Here is a 22,065-nt window from a genome sequence, read left to right on the forward strand (position 1 = left end):
ACGAGCCCATGAACATAAAATTTTAATGGAAAGCTGATGCGCCACAATCTGAACCTCAACTGGTTGCGGAGTTTCGAAGCCGCAGCGCGATTGCTGAGCTTCACATCTGCGAGTCAAGAAATCGGCCTGACACAGACTGCCGTAAGCCAGCATATCAAAGCCCTTGAGGCACAGCTGGGCGATAAGCTGTTCGTGCGCCGCCCCAAAAGTCTGCAATTGACCGATGTGGGCAAAGCTTACTTACTGCCTGTCCGCGAAGCACTGGGCACGATTGAGATGTCGACGACCGGCCTATTTGGTCCCCGCGGGGCTGCAACGATCACTATACGTGCCTCGATGGCCTTCATCATGTGGTTGTCTCCAAGGTTGGATGGCTTTCTGCGCGACCATCCCGACACCAGCGTCAAACTTTTAACCTCGATCTGGAAGGATTCCTCGGAACAACACCCGGTCGATGTTGATATCGTCTTAGCGTCCAAAGACTATGCAGGCCCTAATTTGGAGCCGCTTTCGGACGAGGCGATTGTCCCGATTGTCAGTGCCGTGTCTCATGAAATGATAAAAGGGCCCAAGGACTTACTGCAGCACCCCTCAATTCATATCTTGGGTTTTGACGATCATTGGGCGCGCTATCTTTCCGCCTTTTCGCTGGAATCAACGCACCCTGGCGCGCCGCTGGCGACCGACACCTCAACCGCCGCGATCGAAATGGTTGGTGCTGGTTTGGGGTGTGCCGTGGTCATTGAACGTTTTGTGGCACGGGCGATGGCGGCCGGACAGAACATTCGTATCGCTGGCGAAGCGGTAGCATTGGAGCAATCTCATTACCTCATTAGAACAGATCACCGCGCTGCTGTTCGCCCACAAATCGAAGCGTTCAATTCTTGGCTTCGGCAGCAGTTCTGAGTTCAGCACCCTGATGTTGCCAGATGAGGTGAACTAAGCCACAGCTGACGAAGACTGAGGCCCCGCACCGTTTTTCTTAAGAAACATGGGGAAAACCCCCATGTTAACCCGCGAATCTTCACGTGAACGAATCTTGCGTAGTCAGTGATAGGGTGAGACCATCGCAATACAGTCCGAGCAAACATGCGATAAAAGGGGTGTTTATGGAACCAGGCAATCTCAGGCTATTGCGAGTTTACAACGGGAATACACTGGCCGACCTGTCTCTGGCTTGTTCAAGCCCTTCTTTGTCGACGGCGATTTGTGGTCTGTGGGGCAATTCAGACTTCAAGCTGGGCAATCACATCATTGATCAGCCTGAACAGAGCTCGATTGACCTTTCACAATGCTTTGGCAAGGCGCTACCCTTTGTCGGATGTCGGTTTTGAGAATGGAAAGCCCAGAGGCTTTCTATATTCCGGGATACGTACACAATTCGCGTAGCCCCCAAAACTCGGATGCAGGATCACAATAATCATGCGTCTTGTGTTTTATCAAATGGCCAGTTCACGATGAGCAAAAATCTCTCTTGCAAAAATCAACCAGAGGCATCCGATGCACAGCGTTCGGCGTCAAATCTGGTCAATGTGATGAACATCGACCGCGATGACGCATTAGGTATACGCGATCAGATACGCGCAGAGTTGGCTTATTTGATTTCAAGCGGCGTACTGCAAAATGGAGCGAAATTGCCCTCCTGCAGAGCACTTGCGCGCGATCTCAAGGTGTCTGTGAACTCGGTGTTGGGTGCATATTCCAGGCTTGTTGACGAAGGTACGATCATTTCGAAGCCAAAATCTGGCTACTATGTCTCTCTCCATCTGAACCGGACGCAGGCCAAGGCAGATCAAGAGATCAACGCGAATTTCCCGAACATCGTCGAAAGAATAACCAGAAGGCGTTTGCCATCCAAAGCAGGCTGTATCACGCGGCCTGCGGATTGGCCGGACTATCAGTTCCCGTTCGTGTGCAATCAGGCGGCCTCGAACAGGTTTCCTTTGGCTGAATGGCGTGAATGTTCCCGACTGGCGTTGAACATGCGCGACCTCAGCAATTGGACAGGTGACAACCAGTATCGTGATTCCGACACCTTTGTTGAACAAATCTGTAGCCGGTTGTTGCCGCATAGAGGCATCGTCGCCAAGCCTGAAAACGTGCTGATTACCATGGGTGCGCAGCAGGCCATCTATATCGTGGCGGCTTTGCTGCGTGGCTTTGGCCGCGTCGTTGCAATTGAGGATCCAGGATATGCCGACGCGCGTAACATATTCGAGCAGACCTTTGATGAGGTCCGGTTCATCCCCGTCGACAGTGAGGGTCTTGTTGTCGATGAAAGACTGGCCGGATGCGATCTGGTCTATGTGACGCCAAACCGTCAGATGCCAACAGTTCTGTCTATGTCGCAGACCCGAAAACGTCAGCTACTGGACATGGCAAAGAAGGAAGATTTCCTGATTATCGAAGACGATTACGAAGGTGACATGGACTTTGATGAGAACAGTCTGCTTCCTTTGTATAGTGGGCATTCTCAGGGGCGGGTGATCTATACTGGCAGCCTTTCAAAAAGCTTGGCTCCGGGTCTGCGGCTGGGCTATCTGGTCGCCCAGGAATCTCTGGTGCAAGAAGCGCGCGCCCTACGCGGAATGATGATCCGCCATCCACCGCACGTCATTCAACACACCGCATCTCTGTTCCTGCGTTTTGGTCATCATGAGACGCACCGGGCAAAGATGCACCGGATTTTCAACGAACGCTGGCACGTCGCATCGCAGGTCATCCAAGAGCTGTTTCCCGATTTCGAGTTGCAATACGAATATGGCAGCACGAACTTTTTCTTCCGCAGCACCCAAGGGCACAGCGCCTATCAAATCGCGGAAGCTGCACGTCAAAGGGGCGTGATTATCGAGCCGTCAAGCGTCTGTTTTTCTGATGAAAAGAAGGGTGAAACAACCTTCAGGCTTGGCATTTCCGCTGTTCCTGCAGGCAATATCGAACAGGGTCTTCGCACCTTGCGCAGCGCCATTGATGCGCTCTAGCTGTGCCCACACTTAAACTCATCTGTGTCTATCCAACAGGCCAACAAACTTACCTTTATTGATGGGCAAGGCCAATCGGGCTGGTCTGATCGAGTCACTTGCCCACGCGAAAGCAAGTTATTTTTTTGTTGATTTACCGCGCCCATAGGTCCGTCAGGTCGAATGTAGCGAGGTGAGAGATGAATATTCTGGGGCACTTTGTATCCAACGAATTCTGGCCAGGTGCGAGCAACAGGATTTCTGAAATTGTAAACCCGGCCACCGGGGCGGTGACCGGAAAGGCAACGCTGGCCTCTGTCGAAGACGTAGACACCATCGTTAGAACAGCGGCTGAGGCGGCGCCGGGCTGGGCGGCAACACCGCCTGCCAAACGCGCGATGGTTATGTTCGAGTTTCGCGATCTTCTCAAAAAACACACCAATGAACTGGCTGAACTGCTGTCGTCAGAACATGGAAAAACTCTGCCGGACGCAAAAGGCGAGATTGCGCGCGGTATCGAGGTTGTCGAATTCGCGTGTGGGATTCCTCAGCTTCTTAAAGGCGAGTATTCAGAGGCCGTTGCAGCAAACGTAGATTGTTTTTCTGTCAGACAGCCTTTGGGCGTTGTTGCAGGTGTAACACCCTTCAATTTTCCCGCCATGGTCCCGCTTTGGATGTATCCGGTGGCCATTGCCTGTGGAAATACCTTCGTGCTGAAGCCTTCCGAAAAGGACCCCTCGGTCGTGATGCGCATCGCGGAATTACTGGCGCAGGCCGGGTTGCCACCGGGCGTTTTCAACGTCGTGAATGGGGATAAAGTGGCCGTGGATGCGCTTTTGGATCATCCATTGGTTGAAGCGGTCAGCTTTGTCGGCTCAACGGCAATTGGGCGTTACATATACTCGCGTGGCTCGGCGAACGGGAAACGCGTGCAGGCGTTGTGCGGCGCAAAAAATCATCTGGTCGTTATGCCGGATGCGGATTTGGAACAGGTTTCGGACGCGCTCATTGGGTCGGACTATGGCTCTGCGGGCGAGCGATGTATGGCCATTTCAGTTGCCGTACCCGTTGGTGAAGACACAGCAGATCGGCTGATCGACGTACTGGCACCCAGGGTGCGGGCTTTGAAAGTTGCGCCATTTACCGACCCGTCCTCAGAACTTGGTCCCGTGATCAGCAAGCAAAACTACGACCGCATCTATTCCTATATTGAACAGGGCCTTGAAAAGGGTGCCGAGCTTGTTGTCGACGGGCGCGAAATCTCGTTACAGGGGTACGAAGACGGCTATTTCATCGGCGGGTGCCTGTTTGACCGAGTGACGCCTGATATGCCCATCTACAAGGATGAAATCTTTGGACCGGTCCTTTCCGTGGTGCGAGCCGCCAGTTACGAAGACGCAGTTGGTCTGGTAAACGATCATGAATATGGAAACGGGACGGCGATCTTCACCCGCGACGGTGACGCTGCGCGTGATTTCTGGGCGCGCGTGCGCATAGGTATGGTCGGAGTAAATGTGCCAATCCCGGTTCCGGTCGCTTATCACTCTTTCGGAGGGTGGAAGCGGTCCTTGTTCGGCGACCATCACATCCACGGCATGGAAGGGGTGCGATTCAATACCCGACTCAAAACCATGACAACCAGATGGCCATCCGGAATTCGCACGGGGGCTGAATTCGATATTACCGGCGGAAAAGTTGTCTGAGCCAAGGCTGGGATTGAGCGGCCATTCTTAAAATTCTCGCATTGAGACATTGAAGCGCCACGTCATATTCCGGCGAGGTTCTATTATTTGAAGTTGATCCCAAAGGCCTCGTGAAAACACTAACACGTGCCAACGCAAAATCTGTGTAGCATCCTAGTGCTTTTCTGAATCTCATCTTTGGAATGCATCAGGACGACGAAGAACCACCGTCTGGTCGATCCATTGAAGCAATGTGCGTTGGACGGGCGCTAACTGTTCCCATCGACATTGAAATTATCCGCTTAATTTCAAGTCGATATCGAATATTATTGTTATTTTACAACGTGATAAGCATTGGATTGATCTGTGCCCATATTTTCATCGATCTGTGCCTTTCGCTTATTGGCCCGCATAATCTTAACTTGACCCGAGGAGGACGATGCAAGCCTTCTGCGAAATGAGGGGTTGCGCCTGCTCGCGTATGGAACGCATCATATTCTTCTAGGGAAGACAGAGCTGGGTCTGCAAAGTCATTGCAACGCCTTGTTCAAAATAGGCATTTTCACGGGGAGGACAAAGCGTGCTGATGCGAGGACTTGAAGCTCTTACAGGGGCCATATCCGAATTCGCAGGTTGGATCGGATGGTTTCTGATTTTGTACTGCATGGCGTTTGGTGTTTCCGACGTTTTCATGCGTTACCTGCTCAACAACCCATCGCAATGGATCGGCACCACCTTGCAGGCCGCAATGGTGCTTTTGGCATGTGTGGGTGGTATCTATTCGCTGCAGCATGATAGCTTTGTGAAGCTTGATCTTTTCTACGCGAATGCGACAACGCGAAAGAAGGCGATCCTAGATGTGTTGACCGCGCCCATCGCGATCCTCTTTCTGGTGACTCTGATCTGGAAAGGATACGAAGCGGGTTCGCTTTCACTGATGCTCAACCAGTGGACGCCGACATCGGTGCCGATTCCGATCTACCCAATCAAATTTGCAATCCCACTCGCCGGGTTCTTTGTTCTGCTGATCGTCATCAAGAAGCTTCTTGTGGATTTGCAAACAATCTTCGGCGGCGAACCTGATGAGGCGTAAGCCGAAACCCGGCGACGTCCTAATCTGAACAAGATCAAAACGAAAAAAAATCATCTCTACAAACAAGGAGGATACAAATGAAACTTGAAAAATCCATAAAGACAGCCTTTTGGGCCGGTGCTCTTGCCACCAGCGCAAGTGTTGCTTTCGCTGCAGACGGCCCGCCGGATGAGGTAACAGAATGGGTTTTCCAGCCGGCATTTGACCAAACTGACGCTGGTTGGGACAACGGCCTGATCCCTTGGGTTGAAGCCGTTGAGGAAGCAACACAAGGTACCGTTAAAATCCGTGTCGAGCCTGCTGGCGCACTGGTAAGCGGCGCCGAAGCCTTCTCTGCAGCCGCAGCCGGTCAAACAGACGGCTATGCCGGCTGGGGATCCGTCTATGGTGGTGATATGCCGGAAGGCATGCTGGCTTTCGGTATGGCAATGGGCGCCAACAACACCGAAGAAGCATGGGAAGTGATGTGGGGAAATCCTGATTATCGCGTCGGCGATATCGTTCAGGAAGCTGCACACGCGCGTAACCTGCACTGGGCTGGTTGGACCAACCAGGGTCCAAACGCGATGTTCACCAAATTCCGGGTTGAAAAAATGGAAGACCTGGAAGGCCACAAAATGCGCGCAGGTGGTCCTCAGGCGATCTTCCACTCGACAATGGGCGGTGCACCCGTTTCCATGAACGGTGGCGAAATCTATACTGCCATCAAGCTGGGAACGATCGAAGGCACCTACTGGGATACCGGTGGGATCGACGACATGTCCTTCCAGGAAGTGATCGACTACGCGATCATGCCGGGTTGGAACCCCGCACAGCACCAGGAAATCTTCATCAACCTGCAAAGCTGGAATGCCCTGACGGACTGGCAGCGTGAGCAAATCGACGGTATTTTCGAAGAAACCTACTTTGAAACCAGCCGTATGCACGCGGAAGGCGTTGAAGAAGCGCTGCAAATCCTGCGCGATGCCGGTGGCGAAGTGATCATGCTGAGCGACGAAGAAGTGGCAAGAATGCGTGAAAAGTCCATCGCAGAAGTTTGGCCCCAAGTTGCTGCAGCATCTAAAGGAAACGCCAAAGGCGTCGAAATCTACAAAAAGTTCCTCGAAGATAAAGCTGCAGGGAACTAATCCACCGAAAATTCGTCATACGTGACGCACAAAATGACCGCTGGCTTGTTAAACGAGCCAGCGGTGCCCCGGAAAATGCCGCCAACAATACGGCATTTGGAACCGCGCATTAGCCGACGTTCCTAGGCTGCCACGTGCTAAGGAAAGACAAAAAATGAGCCTTGAACTTATCACAGCGCTGTACTTCATAGTGCTATTCGCCATTCTTTTCATGGGTTTGCCGGTCTCATTTGGCCTTGGCGGTACAGCCGTACTGTTTGCGATGATCATAGAACCGCGAGCGCTCTTGTCGGTGCCAAGTGCCTTTTATTCGACTCCGTGGAGTTCGATTCTGGTGACCGTGCCGCTCTTCCTGTTCATGGGATCCTTGATACGATTTTCCGGAATAGCCGAGGCCGCCTATGACGCTGTCTATAAGCTGATTGGACATGTTCATGGCGGACTGGCGATGGGAACGGTTCAGGTCTGTACCGTTTTCGCAGCTATCACTGGCATCACGCCACCTGCGACGACAACCATGGGGCAGATCGCATACCCCTCGATGATGCGATACAATTATGACCGTAGGATCGCCATCGGGTGTATCGCGGCAGGTGGCGCTCTGGGCGCGCTGATCCCACCGAGCGTTCCGTTCATCTTCTATGGTCTTTTGGCAAAAGTATCCATCGGTGACCTGTTCATGGCCGGTCTGATGCCGGGTCTGATGCTTGCCATGTTCTATACCATCTACATCGGTGTCCGTTGCCGCATTCAGCCGGAACTTGGGCCCGCTCTACCGGCAGATCAGAAATTCACGGTGAGTGAAAAACTCACCGCCGTGCTCAGCATCTGGCCCTTTGCCCTTTTGATCGTGATCGTTTTGGGCGTTATCTGGGGCGGCATCGCAACGCCTGCCGAGGCTGCTGCGTTTGGTGCTGCGGGCGCATTCGTCATCAACTTCATCTATGGCAAACTGACCAAGGAAGTTCTGGTTGAATCGCTGGTTTCGACAGTAAAGCTTAGCGGTATGGGCCTGTGGATCCTGATTGGCGCAACTGTCTATCTCAACGTGTTCAATACCTTGGGCAGCCAGGACCTTCTGACCAATCTGGTTCTATCCATGCCAGGCGGAAGCACAGGCATCCTGTTGATGATGATGCTGATCATCTTGATCCTGGGTATGGTCATGGATGACTGGGCCATCATTCTGCTTTGTACCCCACTGTTCATCCCGATCATTGATGAACTGGGGATCGACAAACTGTGGTTCGGCGCTTTGTTCATCGTTAACATTCAGATCGCCTATCTGACCCCTCCATTCGGCTTCGTTCTGTTCTGGATCAAGGGCGTTTTGCCCAAGGACGTAAGTATGGGCGATGTTTACAACTCGGTTGGACCCTTTGTTGTACTTCAATTCGTTGGCCTCACGTTGATTTTCATCTTCCCGGAAATCGCCACCTGGCTGCCCAACGCGCTGAAATAGAGGATATCAGATGTTCAAACATATACTTGTCCCCGTAGCTCCCGGACATGAGAAAGAGTATTCGGCATCCATAGAAGCAGCGAAAAAACTGTTGGCGGACGGTGGTCGGATTTCGGTCTTGTCCATTATGGAAGAGCTGCCATCCTACATGGCGTCATACTTTCCGAAGGATCAGCTTAAGAAAGCAATTGAGGAGCTTGCGGATACTTTGACGGCAGAGCTGGGATCGGACGTGATCGATGTTCATGTTGTGTCAGGACATTCGACCAATGCAATCCTCAGTTGGCAGGAAAAGCACAAGGCAGATTGTGTCGTCGTGTCCTCACACCGACCCGGTCTTTCTGACCTACTACTGGGATCTACGGCCGCCAGGGTTGTACGGCATTCCAATTGCAGCGTGGTGGTCCTTAGATAAGGTCAAGCAAAATCAATTGGTTGCAAAAAGATGGGGTTTCCGGTTCCTCTTGGGGAGGGGCCGGAAACTTTTTTCATTCAAAGTACTGTATTGAAAAATGTAAAACTCTCAGGCACTTGGTTTCATTTTATTGAAAGCCAACAATTCTTGTCGGATCGCTTAATTACTGAGACTGCGCATGCAACAGATTCAGTTACTTAGGTTTTCGAGTCTTTGTGACTCGGAAACGGGCCAAAATTTCCAAAACTTAAGAACGCGACTTTCGGTTGACAGGTAGGGAATGCTTGGAAAGAGACCAAGAGAGCTTCCTTTGCGCCACTAAGACCCACTCAACTGGCCAGCCAGTGGTTTCTGCCAATTGTCCTGCCAGTGGCGTCATTACACCTGGCGCAGTCGGAACCGTTGTACACACCGCCACCAGTGATCCGATGGCGGCCAGAGAGGCAAATATTGCCGTATTGCTGGAAAGGTTTGCTTCATGAACATGGTCACCAGATACACTCCGGCCCAGGCATTTATTCCGGAGTGAAAAACCACGGCTCCGAACCCAATGACCCCGGACACAAAGAAGATTGGCGCAATGTTTACTTTCTGAGGAAGATCACTGAAGGGGATGACACCGACTACAGGTAATGCACAGATCAGAGCGGCCCCAAGTGCGACCCACGCAGGTGCGATTCCATGCCAGCTGTCTGTAACCCAAAGTAAAATGGTAACTCCGAGTATGCCGGATATGGCAACTGGGCCGAACGCGACTTCCGCCATCTGGGGCGTCAATTTGCCGAAATCGTTTGCCATCCAAGCCTGGCCAACTCGCTCAGTCGCAACCTGTGCCTGGAAAAACTGGCCGAACGGGCTGTCCAGATCATCGGCTCAGAGGCGGACTGGGCTCAGATGGCGGGGAATGCTGGCATAGAGTTGCCGGACCACACTGCCATGAAGGTGGGTTCTTCACTGATTGCCTTGCAGATCGTTTCCCTCGGCCAAGGCGCGGCGACTATCTCGGAGGATTTTTTGCGCAACTACATCAAATAGGGACTGCTGGTCTCTCCACTCGATGATCGGCTGCCTACGCCCGCAGTGTTTTTTGGTCGTTCAGGTCACCTCGGAAAAACGAAACGAGGTGAACCAGTTCTGCAGGTGGCTTCAAGACTACTATAAAGCAGCGCAAAGTTGAGGACTGAGGCTAACAGTTGGAGCGTAACCCCGCCGCATGGCGTCCAAGAGGTGCAACTACTCGGCTAATGAATTGCTACAGTCTGTGTGAATCATAACTTTTCTACTGCGCGGAAGCGAACTATCCGGCGCTCATGCAGCAGTTTTCACACCGCAAGCACTTAAAGCGAGAAAATTGCCAATCTGCTATCAGTTCATCGCAACCAGCAGGGGCGTTCACACCTTCACACCCGTAAACGCTCAATACGAGAATTTTCCGGGGTCAAAAAATATTGCCTTGTATAGCCGCTAAATCGTCACTGGACCCGTTGTTCCTCTGACGATGCACTCCAATTCGCAGCAGACTCTGAATGGCTCCGGATCGTCTGAGGTAATGTAGTCGGTGAACTTTTCCCCCGCCAGCGTTCCGATGGTTTCTGCCGGAATACGAATGGTCGTTAGACCCGGCTCGACGTCTGACGACCCTTTGAAATCGCCGATGCCGATAATCGACAGGTCTTCGGGCACGGTCAGGCCCAGTCTCTGCGCGGCAAACAAGGCACCCTGTGCAATAACATCGTTTCCGCACAACAATGCCGTAGGGCGCGGATGTTCCGTCAAAAGGTAAATGGCAGCCTGCTTTGCCTGCGAGACACTGTAGGGCGCTTCGGAAACTCGCTTATCCGGAAGGCAAATATCCCTTTCCGCGAGCGTATCATGCACGGCTGTGAACCGGTGCTGCGCTCGATCATTGCCATTGGTTTTGGGAAAAATCAGTCCGATGTCCCGATGCCCCAAGGCCAGAAGATGCTCGGTCGCAAGTCGCCCGGCCAGAAGATTGTCTGCCCCGACACAGGGCAAGTCTGAATCTTCGGAGTAGTTCCATATCGCCAGCCCCGGAATTTTCTGCTGTTCGATCAGGCGGGCGGTTGCCTCGGCGTGTTCCAAACCGACAAGCGCGACGCCATCCACGCGATGCTCGAGCAGTTTGCGGACCATGGCGTATTCCCGGTCAAGATCGTATCCGTGCGACGCCAGCAACAGGCTGAACCCGGCCTTGTCGATCGAATCCGAGAATGCCTGAATAACCTCGGCGAAAATGGCATGGTTGATCGTGGGCACCACAAGGCCGATGGTACCGGACCGTTTGCCATGCATCGTCTGCGCGGCCCGATTGCGGATATACCCCAGTCTCTGAACCGCTCGATTGATCTTTTTGCGAGTCGCTGGGTTCACCAGATCCGGGTGATTAAAGGTGCGCGACACTGTGGATGGTGACACTTTTGCGGCCTTTGCGACCGCCACAATATCCACCTTACCCTTCTGAAAACTTGACATAATATTCTCCCGTTTGGTCGAATTTATGAAAACATTTGCAATACTATTTTCATCGCCTAACCTGATTTGTCAACAAAAGTAAGAAACATGAACCGACGGGTTGGGAGGCCCTGAATGGAATTCATTTATTACTTCGGAGACGTGTTTACCCCGTTGTCATTCATGCTGTTGCTCGGCGGCACGATCGGTGGTCTCATCCTGGGTGCGACGCCCGGGCTTTCACCGACCATGGCTGTCGCGCTGTTGATCCCGTTTACCTTCCAGCTTGAGGCGGCGCAGGGTCTGATCTTGCTGGGAGCCGCCTATACATCGACCGTGGCCGGAGGGGCAGTCAGCGCAATTCTCCTCAAGATCCCCGGCGCGCCTGCCAATATCGCCACAACACTGGACGGGCATACGATGGCCAAACAAGGCCAAGGTGCGCGTGCTTTGCAGCTTTCGTTTCTGGCTTCGGCGGTGGGCGGAATATTCGGGGTTCTGCTTTTGATCTTCCTGACCCCCGTTTTGGCCAAATGGGCTCTGGCGTTCGGCCCTTCGCATTTGTTCTGGCTGGCCATTCTGGGCGTGACGGTGATCGGCACTCTGGACTCCGCGTCGGTGGTAAAGGGACTACTGTCAGGCTGCATCGGCTTGTGGCTGGCCACTATCGGTTTTGATGACATCATGGGGGCGCAGCGTTTCATCTTTCACCCCGCTTTGGGTGGTGGAATCAACATCATTGCCGCGCTGATCGGCCTGTTCGCAATCCCACAGGTGCTGACGATGTTCGCCAAGGGTCGCCATAACGCAGGGGCCGAGGTCATTGAAGTGCAGCGCCATTCGATCGTCGCGGCATTCCGAGAGTTGTTCAGCCGCACCCGCGCGCTGGGTATCGGCACGATGACAGGCTCGATCATCGGCCTGATCCCGGGTGTCGGCGGACAAATCGCGGGTCTTGTCGCCTACGATCAGACCAAAAAGTTCTCGGCTGAAAAAGACAAGTTCGGCACGGGTCATTCCGAAGGCGTGATCGCTGCGGAATCCGCCAACAATGCCATGGTCGGCCCATCTCTGGTACCTTTGCTGACGCTGTCCATTCCCGGCAGCCCCACCGCCGCTGTTCTGTTGGGCGGCTTGCTGATTCACGGTATTTTCCCCGGCTCAGACCTGTTCGACAATCACCCCGATGTCGCCTGGACCTTCATCAACTCGATGCTGATCGGGCAGATACTGATGTGCATCTTTGGCCTTTATGTCGCAGGGCTAGCAGCCCGCGTGGCGCAGGTGCCGCAATCGGTCATGGCCGCCATCGTGCTGGCGCTGTCGGTCTTTGGGGCCTATTCGGTGCAGGGATCGATGGGTGACGTCTATGTCATGGCCTGTCTTGGCATCGGCATGTTCTTTCTGGAACGTTTCGGATTCTCTGCCGCACCCCTGGTGCTGGGGCTGATCCTTGGACCCATCGCCGAGGCCAACTTCATTCAGGGCGGAATGATCGCCGACGCCACCGTTGGCAAGGCTTCGTATTTCCTGACCGGCGGTTTGAACCTGTTGCTGATCGTCATTGTGCTGGCCTCGATCGCCTATTCGGTCTGGATGGAACTGCGCAGCCGTCGCTACACCACCAAAGAGGAGGCGCAGGCATGAACCGCTCGCAGCACATATTCGGGTCGGGTCTGGTTTTTGCAGTTGGTCTCTGGGTGACGTGGGTCAGCTATACCCAGCAACCGGCCGAAGCCTTTCTGTTCCCGCGCCTTATCGCGTCTGTTTTCGTGGTTCTGGCCGGCTGGACATTTGGCAAAGCCCTGATGGGCTTGTCCAAGGTCGGAAACGGCGTGACGCGCGCCATGTTCATCAACATGCTGCCCGGCCTGATCATCACGCTGATCTACGTGTTCTGGGCGGCAAAAACGCTTGGGTTCTATACCGCTACGACCATCGCCTTTTTTGTCCTGCTGTCGATCTACGATCCCGCGCCTCATGCCGAAGCAAAAAGCTGGATCAAACGCGGGGTCATCACAGTGGTGTTTGTGACGGTGATGTACGGGCTCTTCGCCATGCTTCTGAACGTCTACACCCCAAGGGAAATTCTGTTCTGACCGCACCAATTTGCGGGTGAACCAAATCAGGGAGGAAACGCAAAATGAAACGATTGATCGCAGGGGCCGCACTGGTTCTGGCTGGCCTGACAGGCCAGGCAATGGCCGAGGAATACCCGGAACGACCACTGATGATGATGGTCAGCTATGGGGCCGGAGGTGCAACCGACTTTCAGGCGCGGATCGTCACCATGACGGCCGGGAACGAGGATGCGCTGGGAATGCCCATTGCCATCATCAACAAACCCGGCGCAGGTGGTCGCGTTGGCTGGAACTGGTTTGCCACGCAGGCCGACCCGGACGGTTATACTTTGGCCGCCTACAACGTTCCCCACTTCATCGCCCAATCGATCAAGGGCGGCGTCGAATACTCGACCGACAGCTTTGAGCCCATCGCCAATTGGGGGGCCGATCCTGCTGTGTTCGTGGTTGGTGCGGACAGTGAATTCAATTCAATGCAGGATGTAGTCGCCTTTGCGAAGGAAAACCCCGGCAAACTGACCGTTTCGGGTGCAGGATTGTTTGTAGGCCACCACATTGCTGCACTGCAACTCGACAAGGCCGCCGGGACCAAAATGGCCTATATCCCGACCAAAGGTGGCGGGGCCGCAGCAATGAAAGCGGTGATCGCGGGCGAAGTCATGGGCGGCATCAACAACCTGTCTGACGCGTTCCGCGCCCAAGAGGCGGGTAACGTCAAAATCCTGGGCGTCGCCGATCTGGAACGCAACGCCTTCCTGCCGGATGTTCCGACGATGATGGAGCAGGGGCTCGAGGTCGACAATTCGTCGGTCAACTTCCGGGGTGTGATGGTGCCCAAAGGAACTCCGCCGGAGGTGATCGAGAAACTGGCCGCCACCGTGCCCGAGATGTTCGCCAATTCCCGCGTCGCCAAAAAGATGGAGGCAGGCGGTTCGCCAATGCACATCATGACACGGGACGAAGTGATTGAAATGTGGGCTCAACGCCAACAGACACTGAACGAATTGCTGGCCGGCCTCTGATCCGGCGATCATAGCGGGGCGGAACGGGTCCGCCCCGAACAACCATTCGAGGACCAAGATGAACGCTCAGGACGGGATTTCCCCCGAAATTGCTGAAATAGATCGTATTGTCGCACGCGCGCAAAAAGCTCAGGCGGCTTTTGAAGCCGGTGCCAGCCAGTCGCTTTACGACAAAGCGGCACTGGCGGCGGGCTGGGCCATCATGGAACCGACGCGCAATCGGGCGCTTGCCGAGGTAGCCGTCGAAACCACCGGACTGGGCAATGTGCCCGATAAGATCACAAAGAACCACCGCAAGACACTTGGCCTGTTGCGGGATATCGCGAGCGTTAAAACCCAAGGCATTATCAGTGACGATCCGGCCACCGGAATTACCGAGATTGCCCGGCCGATCGGGGTCATTGGCGCGGTCGTCCCTTCGACCAACCCTGCCGCCACGCCCGCGAACAACATCATCAATGCGCTCAAGGGTGGCAATTCCATCGTGGTGGCACCGTCGCCCAAGGGCGTGGCCTCTTGTGAGCTGCTGGTGGGTTACATCCACGCTGAGTTTGACAAACTGGGGCTGGACTGTGATCTGGTCCAGATGATCGCAGCGCCCGGGTCAAAGGCGAAAACCCAGCGGTTGATGGAGACCGTTGATCGGGTGATCTGCACTGGCAGCCAAAACAACGTCCAGCGCGCGCAGTCCTGCGGCACGCCTGCAGTGGCGGTTGGCGCTGGCAACGTAACTGTGATTGTCGACGAAACCGCCGACATGCAAGATGCCGCAGCCAAGATCGCGGCGTCTAAATGTTTCGACAATGCAACGTCCTGCTCTTCCGAGAATGCTTTGGTCGTGGTGGATGCGGTTTATGACGCCTTCGTCGCCGCGATGGCGACCGAAGGCGGCGTTCTGGTGCCGTCTTCGGAAACAGACGGTATCATCGCGCGGCTCTGGCCTGACGGTCACCTCAACCGGTCCGTTATCGCGCAGGACGCCGACAAGATGCTGGACGCCTTGGGGATGGCAGGCAAAGTCCCTGAAGGAACCAAGTTTCTTGCGGTTGAGACCGACGGTATCGGCGCGGATCATCCATTGTCGGGCGAAAAACTCAGCCGGGTTCTGGCACTCTATCGCGCGGCGGATTTCGACGACGCTAGGGAAATTGCAACCCGAATTCTGGCGCATCAAGGGGCAGGGCATTCGGTTGGCATTCATACGAATGACGATGCGCGTGCTATCGGTATGGGGCGTGATCTGCCCACCTGCCGGGTGATCGTTAATCAAGCACATACCTTTGCCACTGGCGGCAGCTTTACCAACGGGATGCCTTTTTCGCTGTCGATGGGCTGCGGCAGCTGGGGCGAGAACTCAATCGACACCAATCTGCACTGGCGTCACTTCGTCCAGACCACGAAAATTGTGCGTGAGACGCCGCCGCGCGAACCCGGGCTTGATGAGATTTTCGGCGCCTACTGGTCGGAGGTCGGACAATGACCAACCCGCCCGAAGGCACCATCCGTGATTGGCTGGACTACCGTGCGATCCAAGGTGGGACCGGTTTCGTCTTCCCGGACGACGCGGCGGACCTGACTTGGAGCGAGTTGCGCGAAACCGCGCGTCGTGTTGCCGTCATGTTGACCGATCTGGGCGTAGAAAAAGGCGAAAGTGTCGCCATCCTCTACCCAAATTGTCGCGAAGCGTTGGAGGTTCTGTTCGGTGTTCTCTATGGCGGATTTCGGGCAACGATGATCAACCTCGTCGCCGGAGACAGCGCCGTTACCTATGCTCTGGAGCACAGCGATGCACGTTATGGGTTCGTGCATTCCGACCAAACGGGCCTGTTTGCGCGAACAGCCGATCCGGCAGCGATTACAGCGCTGCATGTATCGGACGCCAAAGACACCGGCAGCAACCTGCATGCCATCTCATCAAGCAGTCATGCGCTGTTGATGTACACTTCGGGGACGACCGGGCGTCCCAAGGGGGTGGTTCACACTCACGCCAGCTTGTTGGCGGGCGGTTGGACAACTGCGGTCGCGCACCAATTGACTGACGCTGACCGCGGGTTTTGCGTCTTACCGATCTACCACATAAACGGGCTGTGCGTGACGGTGATGGGAACATTGGTATCGGGCGGTTCGCTGGCCATGTGCGAAAAGTTTTCGGCCAGCAGATTCTGGGACAATCTTGGCAAGGTCGGCGCAACTTGGTTCTCGGTGGTACCAACCATCATTTCTCATCTGCTGCACTCGGACACCAGTCCGGATGCCAATACCCGACAGCGCGTACGCTTCGGACGATCCGCATCTTCAGCATTGGCGCCGGACGTTCAGCGAAGTTTTGAAAACCGCTTCGAAATTCCGATCATAGAAACGATGGGCCTGACTGAGACGGCGGCGCAGATTCTGTCGAACCCGCTGCCTCCGGGTGTTCGTAAGATCGGGTCGCCCGGAGTTGCCTTTGGAAACGAAGCGGCAATCCTGGACGCCAGTCTTCAACCTGTGCCGCGCGGAACCGAAGGCGAATTGGTCATTCGTGGTCCCAATGTGATGCTGGAATACCTCAAGAACCCCAGCGCGACGTCGGGAACGTTTACGGCTGATGGCTGGTTGCGCACCGGCGACCTCGCGCGCATGGACAAGGACGGCTATGTTTTCGTAACAGGACGCTTGAAAGAGTTGATCATCAAAGGCGGTGAGAACATCGCGCCGCGTGAGATCGATGAAGCGCTTTATTCCCACCCAGACGTTGTCGAAGCGGCAGCTTTCGCACGCCCCTGCGCCAGCTATGGTGAAACCGTAGAAGCCGCTGTTGCAATTCGCGAGGGGTCTCAAGTGACCTCTATGGATCTATCGAAAATTTGCGAAGCGCAGGTCGGCCGGTTCAAATCGCCCGATCGCGTTCATTTTCTGCTGGAACTGCCAAAAGGGCCATCTGGGAAAATTCAACGAAACCGTATACTTGAGATCGTTAACGAGAGAGCTGGTGACCCAACTACCTGAACATCCGCGACATCGTTAATTAGATTACCCAGTGTTCGCACTGGCGAAGCCGCGCTGCAGCACCAACAGAGTTGTCACTTGACCACATTGAACCTCAGTCCCAGCTTGTAATCAGTGACTTCGTTTCGATTGGCTGATACCGAAGATGGCAACTAATTTTATTTTTTGCGTAAGAATGTGTAAATTGTTTCTGTGGCTTCGAATGAGGACCTGATCCAGAAACTTCTCAAGGGCATCGAAACCGGTGATGCGGCAGCTGCGGCTGTCGCAAACGAGGTAAGCAACATGACCCGAGGCTGCGGCCGACAAGTCGCTGTAGAAACATTCAAAAAGCGCAAAAATCTTAAGGTGTTGAATTCAATGGGAGGCGAGTCTCAATAATTCGGTCCCATTATTTACGTACTCCGACAATTCTTGTCGGGCCACCTGATTGGTGAGACGATCTCTTCCGGCTTCGGTCGCTTGTTCGCCATGTGGTTCCTCCATTTTCTTTACCATAGCGGCGGACCACTTCAGAGGGGGAGGATCAACACAAAGTCAGCTTAATATCGGCGGTAGGAGATACTGTTGAGCAGCCCCATCTGACTGGTCCAAGTTTCCCAGACGTTGATTTTCCGATTAAACTGCACCCAAAGGGTTGCGACACAAACCTGTTATTCAATAGCGCTTAGTGTTGCCAATTGAGTTAACCTTATAGGAGAAGGTTCTTAGTCTGCGGTCATTCGATCTCCGAAAAACGCCGCAAAACAGATAGGTTTCAAGCCGTGGTGCCGGGAATGGCGGCTGTTTATGTGTCGATCAACAAGGTTTAGGTCGTTAGCGAGGAGGCCGTGGGCTAGTTGGCTGTTCGTTTCAACGCCATTTACGGTGCTCACCATTCTGGCGACAGCTGAATCGGCCTGCGACTACAGACAATCTCCGCTGTTATTGAATAACAATTCACACAAGCTCTATTATCGGATTTGGATGTTGGCTTATCGAAGACTATGGCCTCTATTTCTGTGTTTTGAATTGCTAGAAAGATGCTTTTATGAAGCGAGCTGTATTGGCAATATCTATTTTGATGTTGGCGGGATGCGTATCAACCAACCCTCCTCCATCTGCACCTATCCAAACCCCGGTCGCGCAAGCGCCCCCGTCAGTTCACAGCAGGCACAAGTAAGGTTTCGGCAGGTCGCCGCACGGATAGAACCCGTGGCAGAGCGAGAATGCCGCCGCCGTACTCGGGGAGTGAATTGCGATTTGATCCGTATTGATCCAAACAAAAAGCACCCTCAAACGCATATCAGAGTTTAAGCAAGTCGGGACGCCCGGTGATCACAATGACCCAAGCGCTGACACGAAGTGTGAACAATACCGATGAACTTGCATTTGTAATGGCGCATGAAGCCGCTCACCACATTCAAGGGCATTTGGCGCGTCGCGCTCAAAATGCGGCGGCTGGTGCAGTAATTTTGGCTGGTCTGGCAACAATAGCCGGGACCGGGCCGAATGATATTGCCGCTGCACAAGATCTTGGAGCGTTTGTTATGCGCAGCTATTCAAAGAACTTTGAATTGGAAGCTGATCAACTAGGCACGGTAATAGCCCATAAAGCGGGCTATGATCCACTCAAAGGTGCGCTGTACTTCGCGCGAGTTCCTGATCCTGGTGATCGTTTTCTGGGCACACATCCTCCCAACGCACAAAGGTATCATGCGGTTCAAGCTACGATGACTCAGATTGGCGGCTGATTCATTAGGTCAATAGGTAGTCGCAGAGTCACAATGCTAAAGTTCGTGCAAGCCTTGATACCGCAGTTGCAGTGAATGGCCGCTTCGACGGGGTGCGCCGCAGCACCAGTGGGCAAAGCCAGTGTCGGCTCAGAGCCAAATGATGGCGTGGCGGCTGCTCAACTGCGGTTGCGGACAGCCATTAACCAGGACTCCCTTGCGCGAACATAACGCAAAAGCAGCCTCAGTCGTTTCTGGCAATGTGATAGACTGCCGTGAAACAGAATGGGCCCCAACATGATATCGCACGAGAACAAGCGCAGGCTCTTTGAAGTTGTTGGTGAAAATCCAAAAGTCCATTTGAGTCCGTACTGCTGGCGCAGTCGCATGGCGCTGGCGCATAAACAACTAAGTTTTGACTCAGAGCCATGGCGCATAACCGAAAAGCAACGGATCGCAAGATCCGGGGTGTGACGGCGCCGGTTCTGGTGGATGGCAATCAGTGGGTCCGGGACAGTTGGTGCATTGCGTCTTATCTGGATGACACCTATCCGGGCCATCCACTGTTTGCCAGCCCATCCGACAAGGCAAAGTCGCTATTCGTCAATCACTGGGCAGACAACACGCTGCACCCTCTGATCTTTCGTGCTGTCATAGCGGAGCAATTTCCCCTGACGGCGAAGTGCGACAAGGATTACTATCGTGAACGAACCTGCGCAAATTCGGCCAGACCGTCGAAGAAATCGGAGCTGACCCTGAATCCGCACGTCACGCGATCAAACAAGCACTGAGCCCGTTTGAGGTAACGCTCGCCGAAACGCCGTTCCTGGGCGGCGTAGCGCCAGATTATTCGGACTATATACTGTTCGGTACATTCCAGTGGCCCCGGATTGTCAGTCTGACGACATTCTGGCCACCAGAGTGCTCTGCACCGTTGGTTCAGTACTGCTCGACGCATTCGATGGAATGGGGCGGGCACAACTGCCGCGCAGCGCTCTTTAGGGCAGTAACTCTGATCGATGGGTGCGAATATAATCTGCCGTGCGAAACACTAACGCAGCCAGCGTAGCTGTCGGGTTGATGGCGCCGGGCGTTGGAAACAGGCTTGCGCCGGCGACAAACAGATTGTCGATCTCATGCACCTGCCCATATGAATTCGTGACCGATGCCGATGCTTCGTCGCCCATGATTGTTCCGCCCATCATGTGCATAGGATTTCGCGGGCCCGCCCAGGCATCAGTAGCCCCCGCCGCATTGAAGATACGGAGACCCTCGGCCCTGGCCAGATCTGATCTGGAGGCATTTGCCTGTGGAAGAGAGTTTGCACATGGGCTTGCGGTAACCCATATCGATCTTTTTTTGATGGATCGAGCGTGACGCGGTTTCCGGAATACTATCTTCCTCGCACAACACAGTCATATTGCCATAATGCAAACTGGCTTGACGCAAATATGCGTCCAGAGCCTCGCCGCACAATTCGGGTTTGGCCAGAGCAATTCCCAACAGATCGTTGGGTTTTGCAGCCTGTCCAACAAGCCACGCGCGGCTGCCAAAGGTATCCTTTGCCGGTTGTTTGTCGTCATAGCCATCCAGGCAGAGCGTATTTGCACCGGACACACCCAAATGGGGCTCCGTTTCCTGAGAAAAAGCCCGTGGATGGTCGTTAGCGCGTGAGACGTAAAATAGCGTCCGGGTTTTGCTGCCATTGCCAAGCCCATTAGGATGCTTGTCGCTGGCGGACAGCATCAGCAACCGTGCATTCCAGATTGTGTGGCACGCCGAGATAACAATTTCGGCAGGTTGCAGGTTTTCCGACCCTGCTCATCGACATATAAGACTGCGGTTGCCTTAGATCCCGCAGGGTCAGTTTCAATTCGTGCAACATAGGCGTTGTGGCGTAGATCAACCCCAGCTTTTCGGGCCCGTGGCCATTGCAGAACTAGTGGATTTGCCAACGCCCCGATTGGGCAGCCCGCGTCGCACCAGCCGTCAAGCAGGCATCCTGACCGGCCATCATAGGGAACGGAGTTTACTGCCAATGTGTTTGTCGTGAGTTTCAGCCCCTCTGCTTCAAACCCGGGCTTGATGGTCTGTGACTGTTTGGAAATTGAAATGGCAGGCATGGGATAGGCCTCGCCGGCGGCGCATTAGTATCTTCATCGCCAGAAACGCCAAAATAAGACTGCGCACGGTCATACCATGGCCGCAGGTCTTCATAATCAATGGGCCAGTCTAGACTGCGCCCGTACAAGGATTTGACGTGAAAGTCGTCCGGATGCAGCCGGTACCAATTTGCGTACCAATGCAAACCGGCCCCGCCGGTCCCCCAACCCATGGCGAAGTTTGCGGCCCCCACAAGATCGCCTGACTCCCGGACCTCCGGCCCTGCCCATCTGAGCCGCCGGGACCAGATCTGCGAGCTGATCATATCCGAAAGCTGGCGCTCCGGCCCGGCTTCCAGGACCAGCACGGTGAACCCCGCCTCACCCAGCTCCGCCGCCATCGTGCTGCCGGCGATGCCAGAGCCGATGATCACGACTTCGACCTTATCATGTGAGATTTTGGTCATTGGTTCTCTGTGTTTTGGGTTTCTCCTAGGTTAGCAGAATTGCTACCAAGGCCGGGGTGGCGGAATATGCGCGAGATAAGGAATATTCAGATCCGCAAATCCCGCCTGCGTGCCATAAACAACATCCACCGCGTCGCTGCGTGAAATGAAATAAAGAAATTCGGATCTGGATCGGTCCAGACTTGCATCTTCGAGGCTATCGCAGCCTCAACCAATTCCAGTCGGTTACCGGCATCCGCCCGTGCAAAGGACAAACCAAACCGGTGCAGGCATTCTTTCAATGCCCAAGATCCCATTGCGGTAAAATCCTGCCATGTCGCTGGCATCAAGGTATCTGAGAAGTAACAAGGACGCGCCCTGATCTCCTGCGAGGTTTTCGTCGACAAACCTAGCGACCCCGGCCTGGTCTGCGCCGGACACGATCGCCGCGCACCAGGCAGCCAGAGTCTCTACTTCGGCTGCCGTGAGTACCTTGTAGCTTG

Annotated in this window: 19 protein-coding genes; 14 read left to right on the forward strand and 5 right to left on the reverse strand. The window is 54.3% G+C overall.

What is annotated here, in order from left to right; genetic code table 11:
* Positions 1 to 36 precede the first annotated feature (36 nt).
* The 7 genes from ACR3EP_RS19215 to ACR3EP_RS19245 all read left to right on the forward strand — a co-directional run bounded on the left by ACR3EP_RS19215 (position 37) and on the right by ACR3EP_RS19245 (position 8,739).
* The gene (locus tag ACR3EP_RS19215) at positions 37 to 906 is read left to right on the forward strand and encodes a LysR family transcriptional regulator (RefSeq protein ID WP_480639078.1); all 870 of its coding nucleotides are present in this window, start codon (positions 37 to 39) and stop codon (positions 904 to 906) included.
* Positions 907 to 1,535: 629 nt separating this feature from the next.
* Entirely contained in the window at positions 1,536 to 2,981 is a 1,446-nt protein-coding gene (gene pdxR, locus ACR3EP_RS19220; protein WP_480639079.1) for a MocR-like pyridoxine biosynthesis transcription factor PdxR, read from the forward strand.
* Positions 2,982 to 3,160: 179 nt separating this feature from the next.
* On the forward strand, positions 3,161 to 4,663 hold the full coding sequence (locus tag ACR3EP_RS19225) for a CoA-acylating methylmalonate-semialdehyde dehydrogenase (protein ID WP_480639080.1): 1,503 nt from the start codon (positions 3,161 to 3,163) through the stop codon (positions 4,661 to 4,663).
* A gap of 565 nt (positions 4,664 to 5,228) precedes the next feature.
* Positions 5,229 to 5,735, forward strand: a complete 507-nt coding sequence (locus ACR3EP_RS19230; RefSeq protein ID WP_170351235.1) for a TRAP transporter small permease subunit — start codon at positions 5,229 to 5,231, stop codon at positions 5,733 to 5,735.
* Between the two features lie 77 nt (positions 5,736 to 5,812).
* Entirely contained in the window at positions 5,813 to 6,862 is a 1,050-nt protein-coding gene (locus ACR3EP_RS19235; RefSeq protein WP_170351236.1) for a TRAP transporter substrate-binding protein, read from the forward strand.
* A 154-nt stretch (positions 6,863 to 7,016) separates the two neighbouring features.
* Positions 7,017 to 8,324 (forward strand): TRAP transporter large permease, encoded by a 1,308-nt coding sequence (locus ACR3EP_RS19240; RefSeq protein WP_170351237.1) that lies wholly within the window; start codon positions 7,017 to 7,019, stop codon positions 8,322 to 8,324.
* A gap of 10 nt (positions 8,325 to 8,334) precedes the next feature.
* On the forward strand, positions 8,335 to 8,739 hold the full coding sequence (locus ACR3EP_RS19245) for a universal stress protein (RefSeq protein WP_170351238.1): 405 nt from the start codon (positions 8,335 to 8,337) through the stop codon (positions 8,737 to 8,739).
* Positions 8,740 to 10,203: 1,464 nt separating this feature from the next.
* Here the strand turns inward: ACR3EP_RS19245 and ACR3EP_RS19250 are convergent.
* Positions 10,204 to 11,232 carry a LacI family DNA-binding transcriptional regulator gene (locus ACR3EP_RS19250; RefSeq protein ID WP_480639081.1) on the reverse strand — a complete coding sequence of 343 codons (1,029 nt, stop codon included), beginning with the start codon at positions 11,230 to 11,232 and terminating at the stop codon, positions 10,204 to 10,206.
* A 114-nt stretch (positions 11,233 to 11,346) separates the two neighbouring features.
* Here ACR3EP_RS19250 and ACR3EP_RS19255 point away from each other — a divergent pair, with 114 nt between their 5' ends.
* The 7 genes from ACR3EP_RS19255 to ACR3EP_RS19285 all read left to right on the forward strand — a co-directional run bounded on the left by ACR3EP_RS19255 (position 11,347) and on the right by ACR3EP_RS19285 (position 19,805).
* Positions 11,347 to 12,858, forward strand: coding sequence for a tripartite tricarboxylate transporter permease (locus tag ACR3EP_RS19255; RefSeq protein ID WP_170379681.1), 1,512 nt, complete (start codon positions 11,347 to 11,349; stop codon positions 12,856 to 12,858).
* Positions 12,855 to 13,310 (forward strand): tripartite tricarboxylate transporter TctB family protein, encoded by a 456-nt coding sequence (locus ACR3EP_RS19260; RefSeq protein WP_170351242.1) that lies wholly within the window; start codon positions 12,855 to 12,857, stop codon positions 13,308 to 13,310. The genes ACR3EP_RS19255 and ACR3EP_RS19260 overlap by 4 nt, the downstream gene beginning before the upstream one ends.
* 44 nt (positions 13,311 to 13,354) lie before the next feature.
* Positions 13,355 to 14,314, forward strand: coding sequence for a Bug family tripartite tricarboxylate transporter substrate binding protein (locus ACR3EP_RS19265; RefSeq protein WP_170351243.1), 960 nt, complete (start codon positions 13,355 to 13,357; stop codon positions 14,312 to 14,314).
* A gap of 58 nt (positions 14,315 to 14,372) precedes the next feature.
* The gene (sauS, locus tag ACR3EP_RS19270) at positions 14,373 to 15,794 is read left to right on the forward strand and encodes an acylating sulfoacetaldehyde dehydrogenase (RefSeq protein ID WP_480639082.1); all 1,422 of its coding nucleotides are present in this window, start codon (positions 14,373 to 14,375) and stop codon (positions 15,792 to 15,794) included.
* Positions 15,791 to 17,302: an AMP-binding protein gene (locus ACR3EP_RS19275; protein WP_480639083.1), complete on the forward strand. Its 1,512-nt coding sequence runs from the start codon at positions 15,791 to 15,793 to the stop codon at positions 17,300 to 17,302. Before sauS ends, ACR3EP_RS19275 begins: the two co-directional genes overlap by 4 nt.
* Before the next feature lie 1,322 nt (positions 17,303 to 18,624).
* Positions 18,625 to 19,035 carry a M48 family metalloprotease gene (locus tag ACR3EP_RS19280; RefSeq protein ID WP_480639084.1) on the forward strand — a complete coding sequence of 137 codons (411 nt, stop codon included), beginning with the start codon at positions 18,625 to 18,627 and terminating at the stop codon, positions 19,033 to 19,035.
* Positions 19,036 to 19,442: 407 nt separating this feature from the next.
* Positions 19,443 to 19,805 (forward strand): glutathione S-transferase family protein, encoded by a 363-nt coding sequence (locus ACR3EP_RS19285; RefSeq protein ID WP_480639085.1) that lies wholly within the window; start codon positions 19,443 to 19,445, stop codon positions 19,803 to 19,805.
* Between the two features lie 207 nt (positions 19,806 to 20,012).
* On the opposite strand, the gene ACR3EP_RS19290 is transcribed toward ACR3EP_RS19285, so the two are convergent.
* From ACR3EP_RS19290 to ACR3EP_RS19305, 4 genes are all read right to left on the reverse strand, one after another.
* Positions 20,013 to 20,225, reverse strand: coding sequence for a GMC oxidoreductase (locus tag ACR3EP_RS19290; protein WP_480639086.1), 213 nt, complete (start codon positions 20,223 to 20,225; stop codon positions 20,013 to 20,015).
* Between the two features lie 25 nt (positions 20,226 to 20,250).
* On the reverse strand, positions 20,251 to 20,766 hold the full coding sequence (locus ACR3EP_RS19295) for a hypothetical protein (RefSeq protein ID WP_480639087.1): 516 nt from the start codon (positions 20,764 to 20,766) through the stop codon (positions 20,251 to 20,253).
* 304 nt (positions 20,767 to 21,070) lie between these two features.
* Positions 21,071 to 21,583 carry an NAD(P)-binding protein gene (locus tag ACR3EP_RS19300; protein ID WP_480639088.1) on the reverse strand — a complete coding sequence of 171 codons (513 nt, stop codon included), beginning with the start codon at positions 21,581 to 21,583 and terminating at the stop codon, positions 21,071 to 21,073.
* Between the two features lie 86 nt (positions 21,584 to 21,669).
* The gene (locus ACR3EP_RS19305; protein ID WP_480639089.1) at positions 21,670 to 21,879 is read right to left on the reverse strand and encodes a hypothetical protein; all 210 of its coding nucleotides are present in this window, start codon (positions 21,877 to 21,879) and stop codon (positions 21,670 to 21,672) included.
* Between the last annotated feature and the right edge of the window lie 186 nt (positions 21,880 to 22,065).

It is taken from the genome of Ruegeria sp. BB10 (assembly GCF_056535725.1).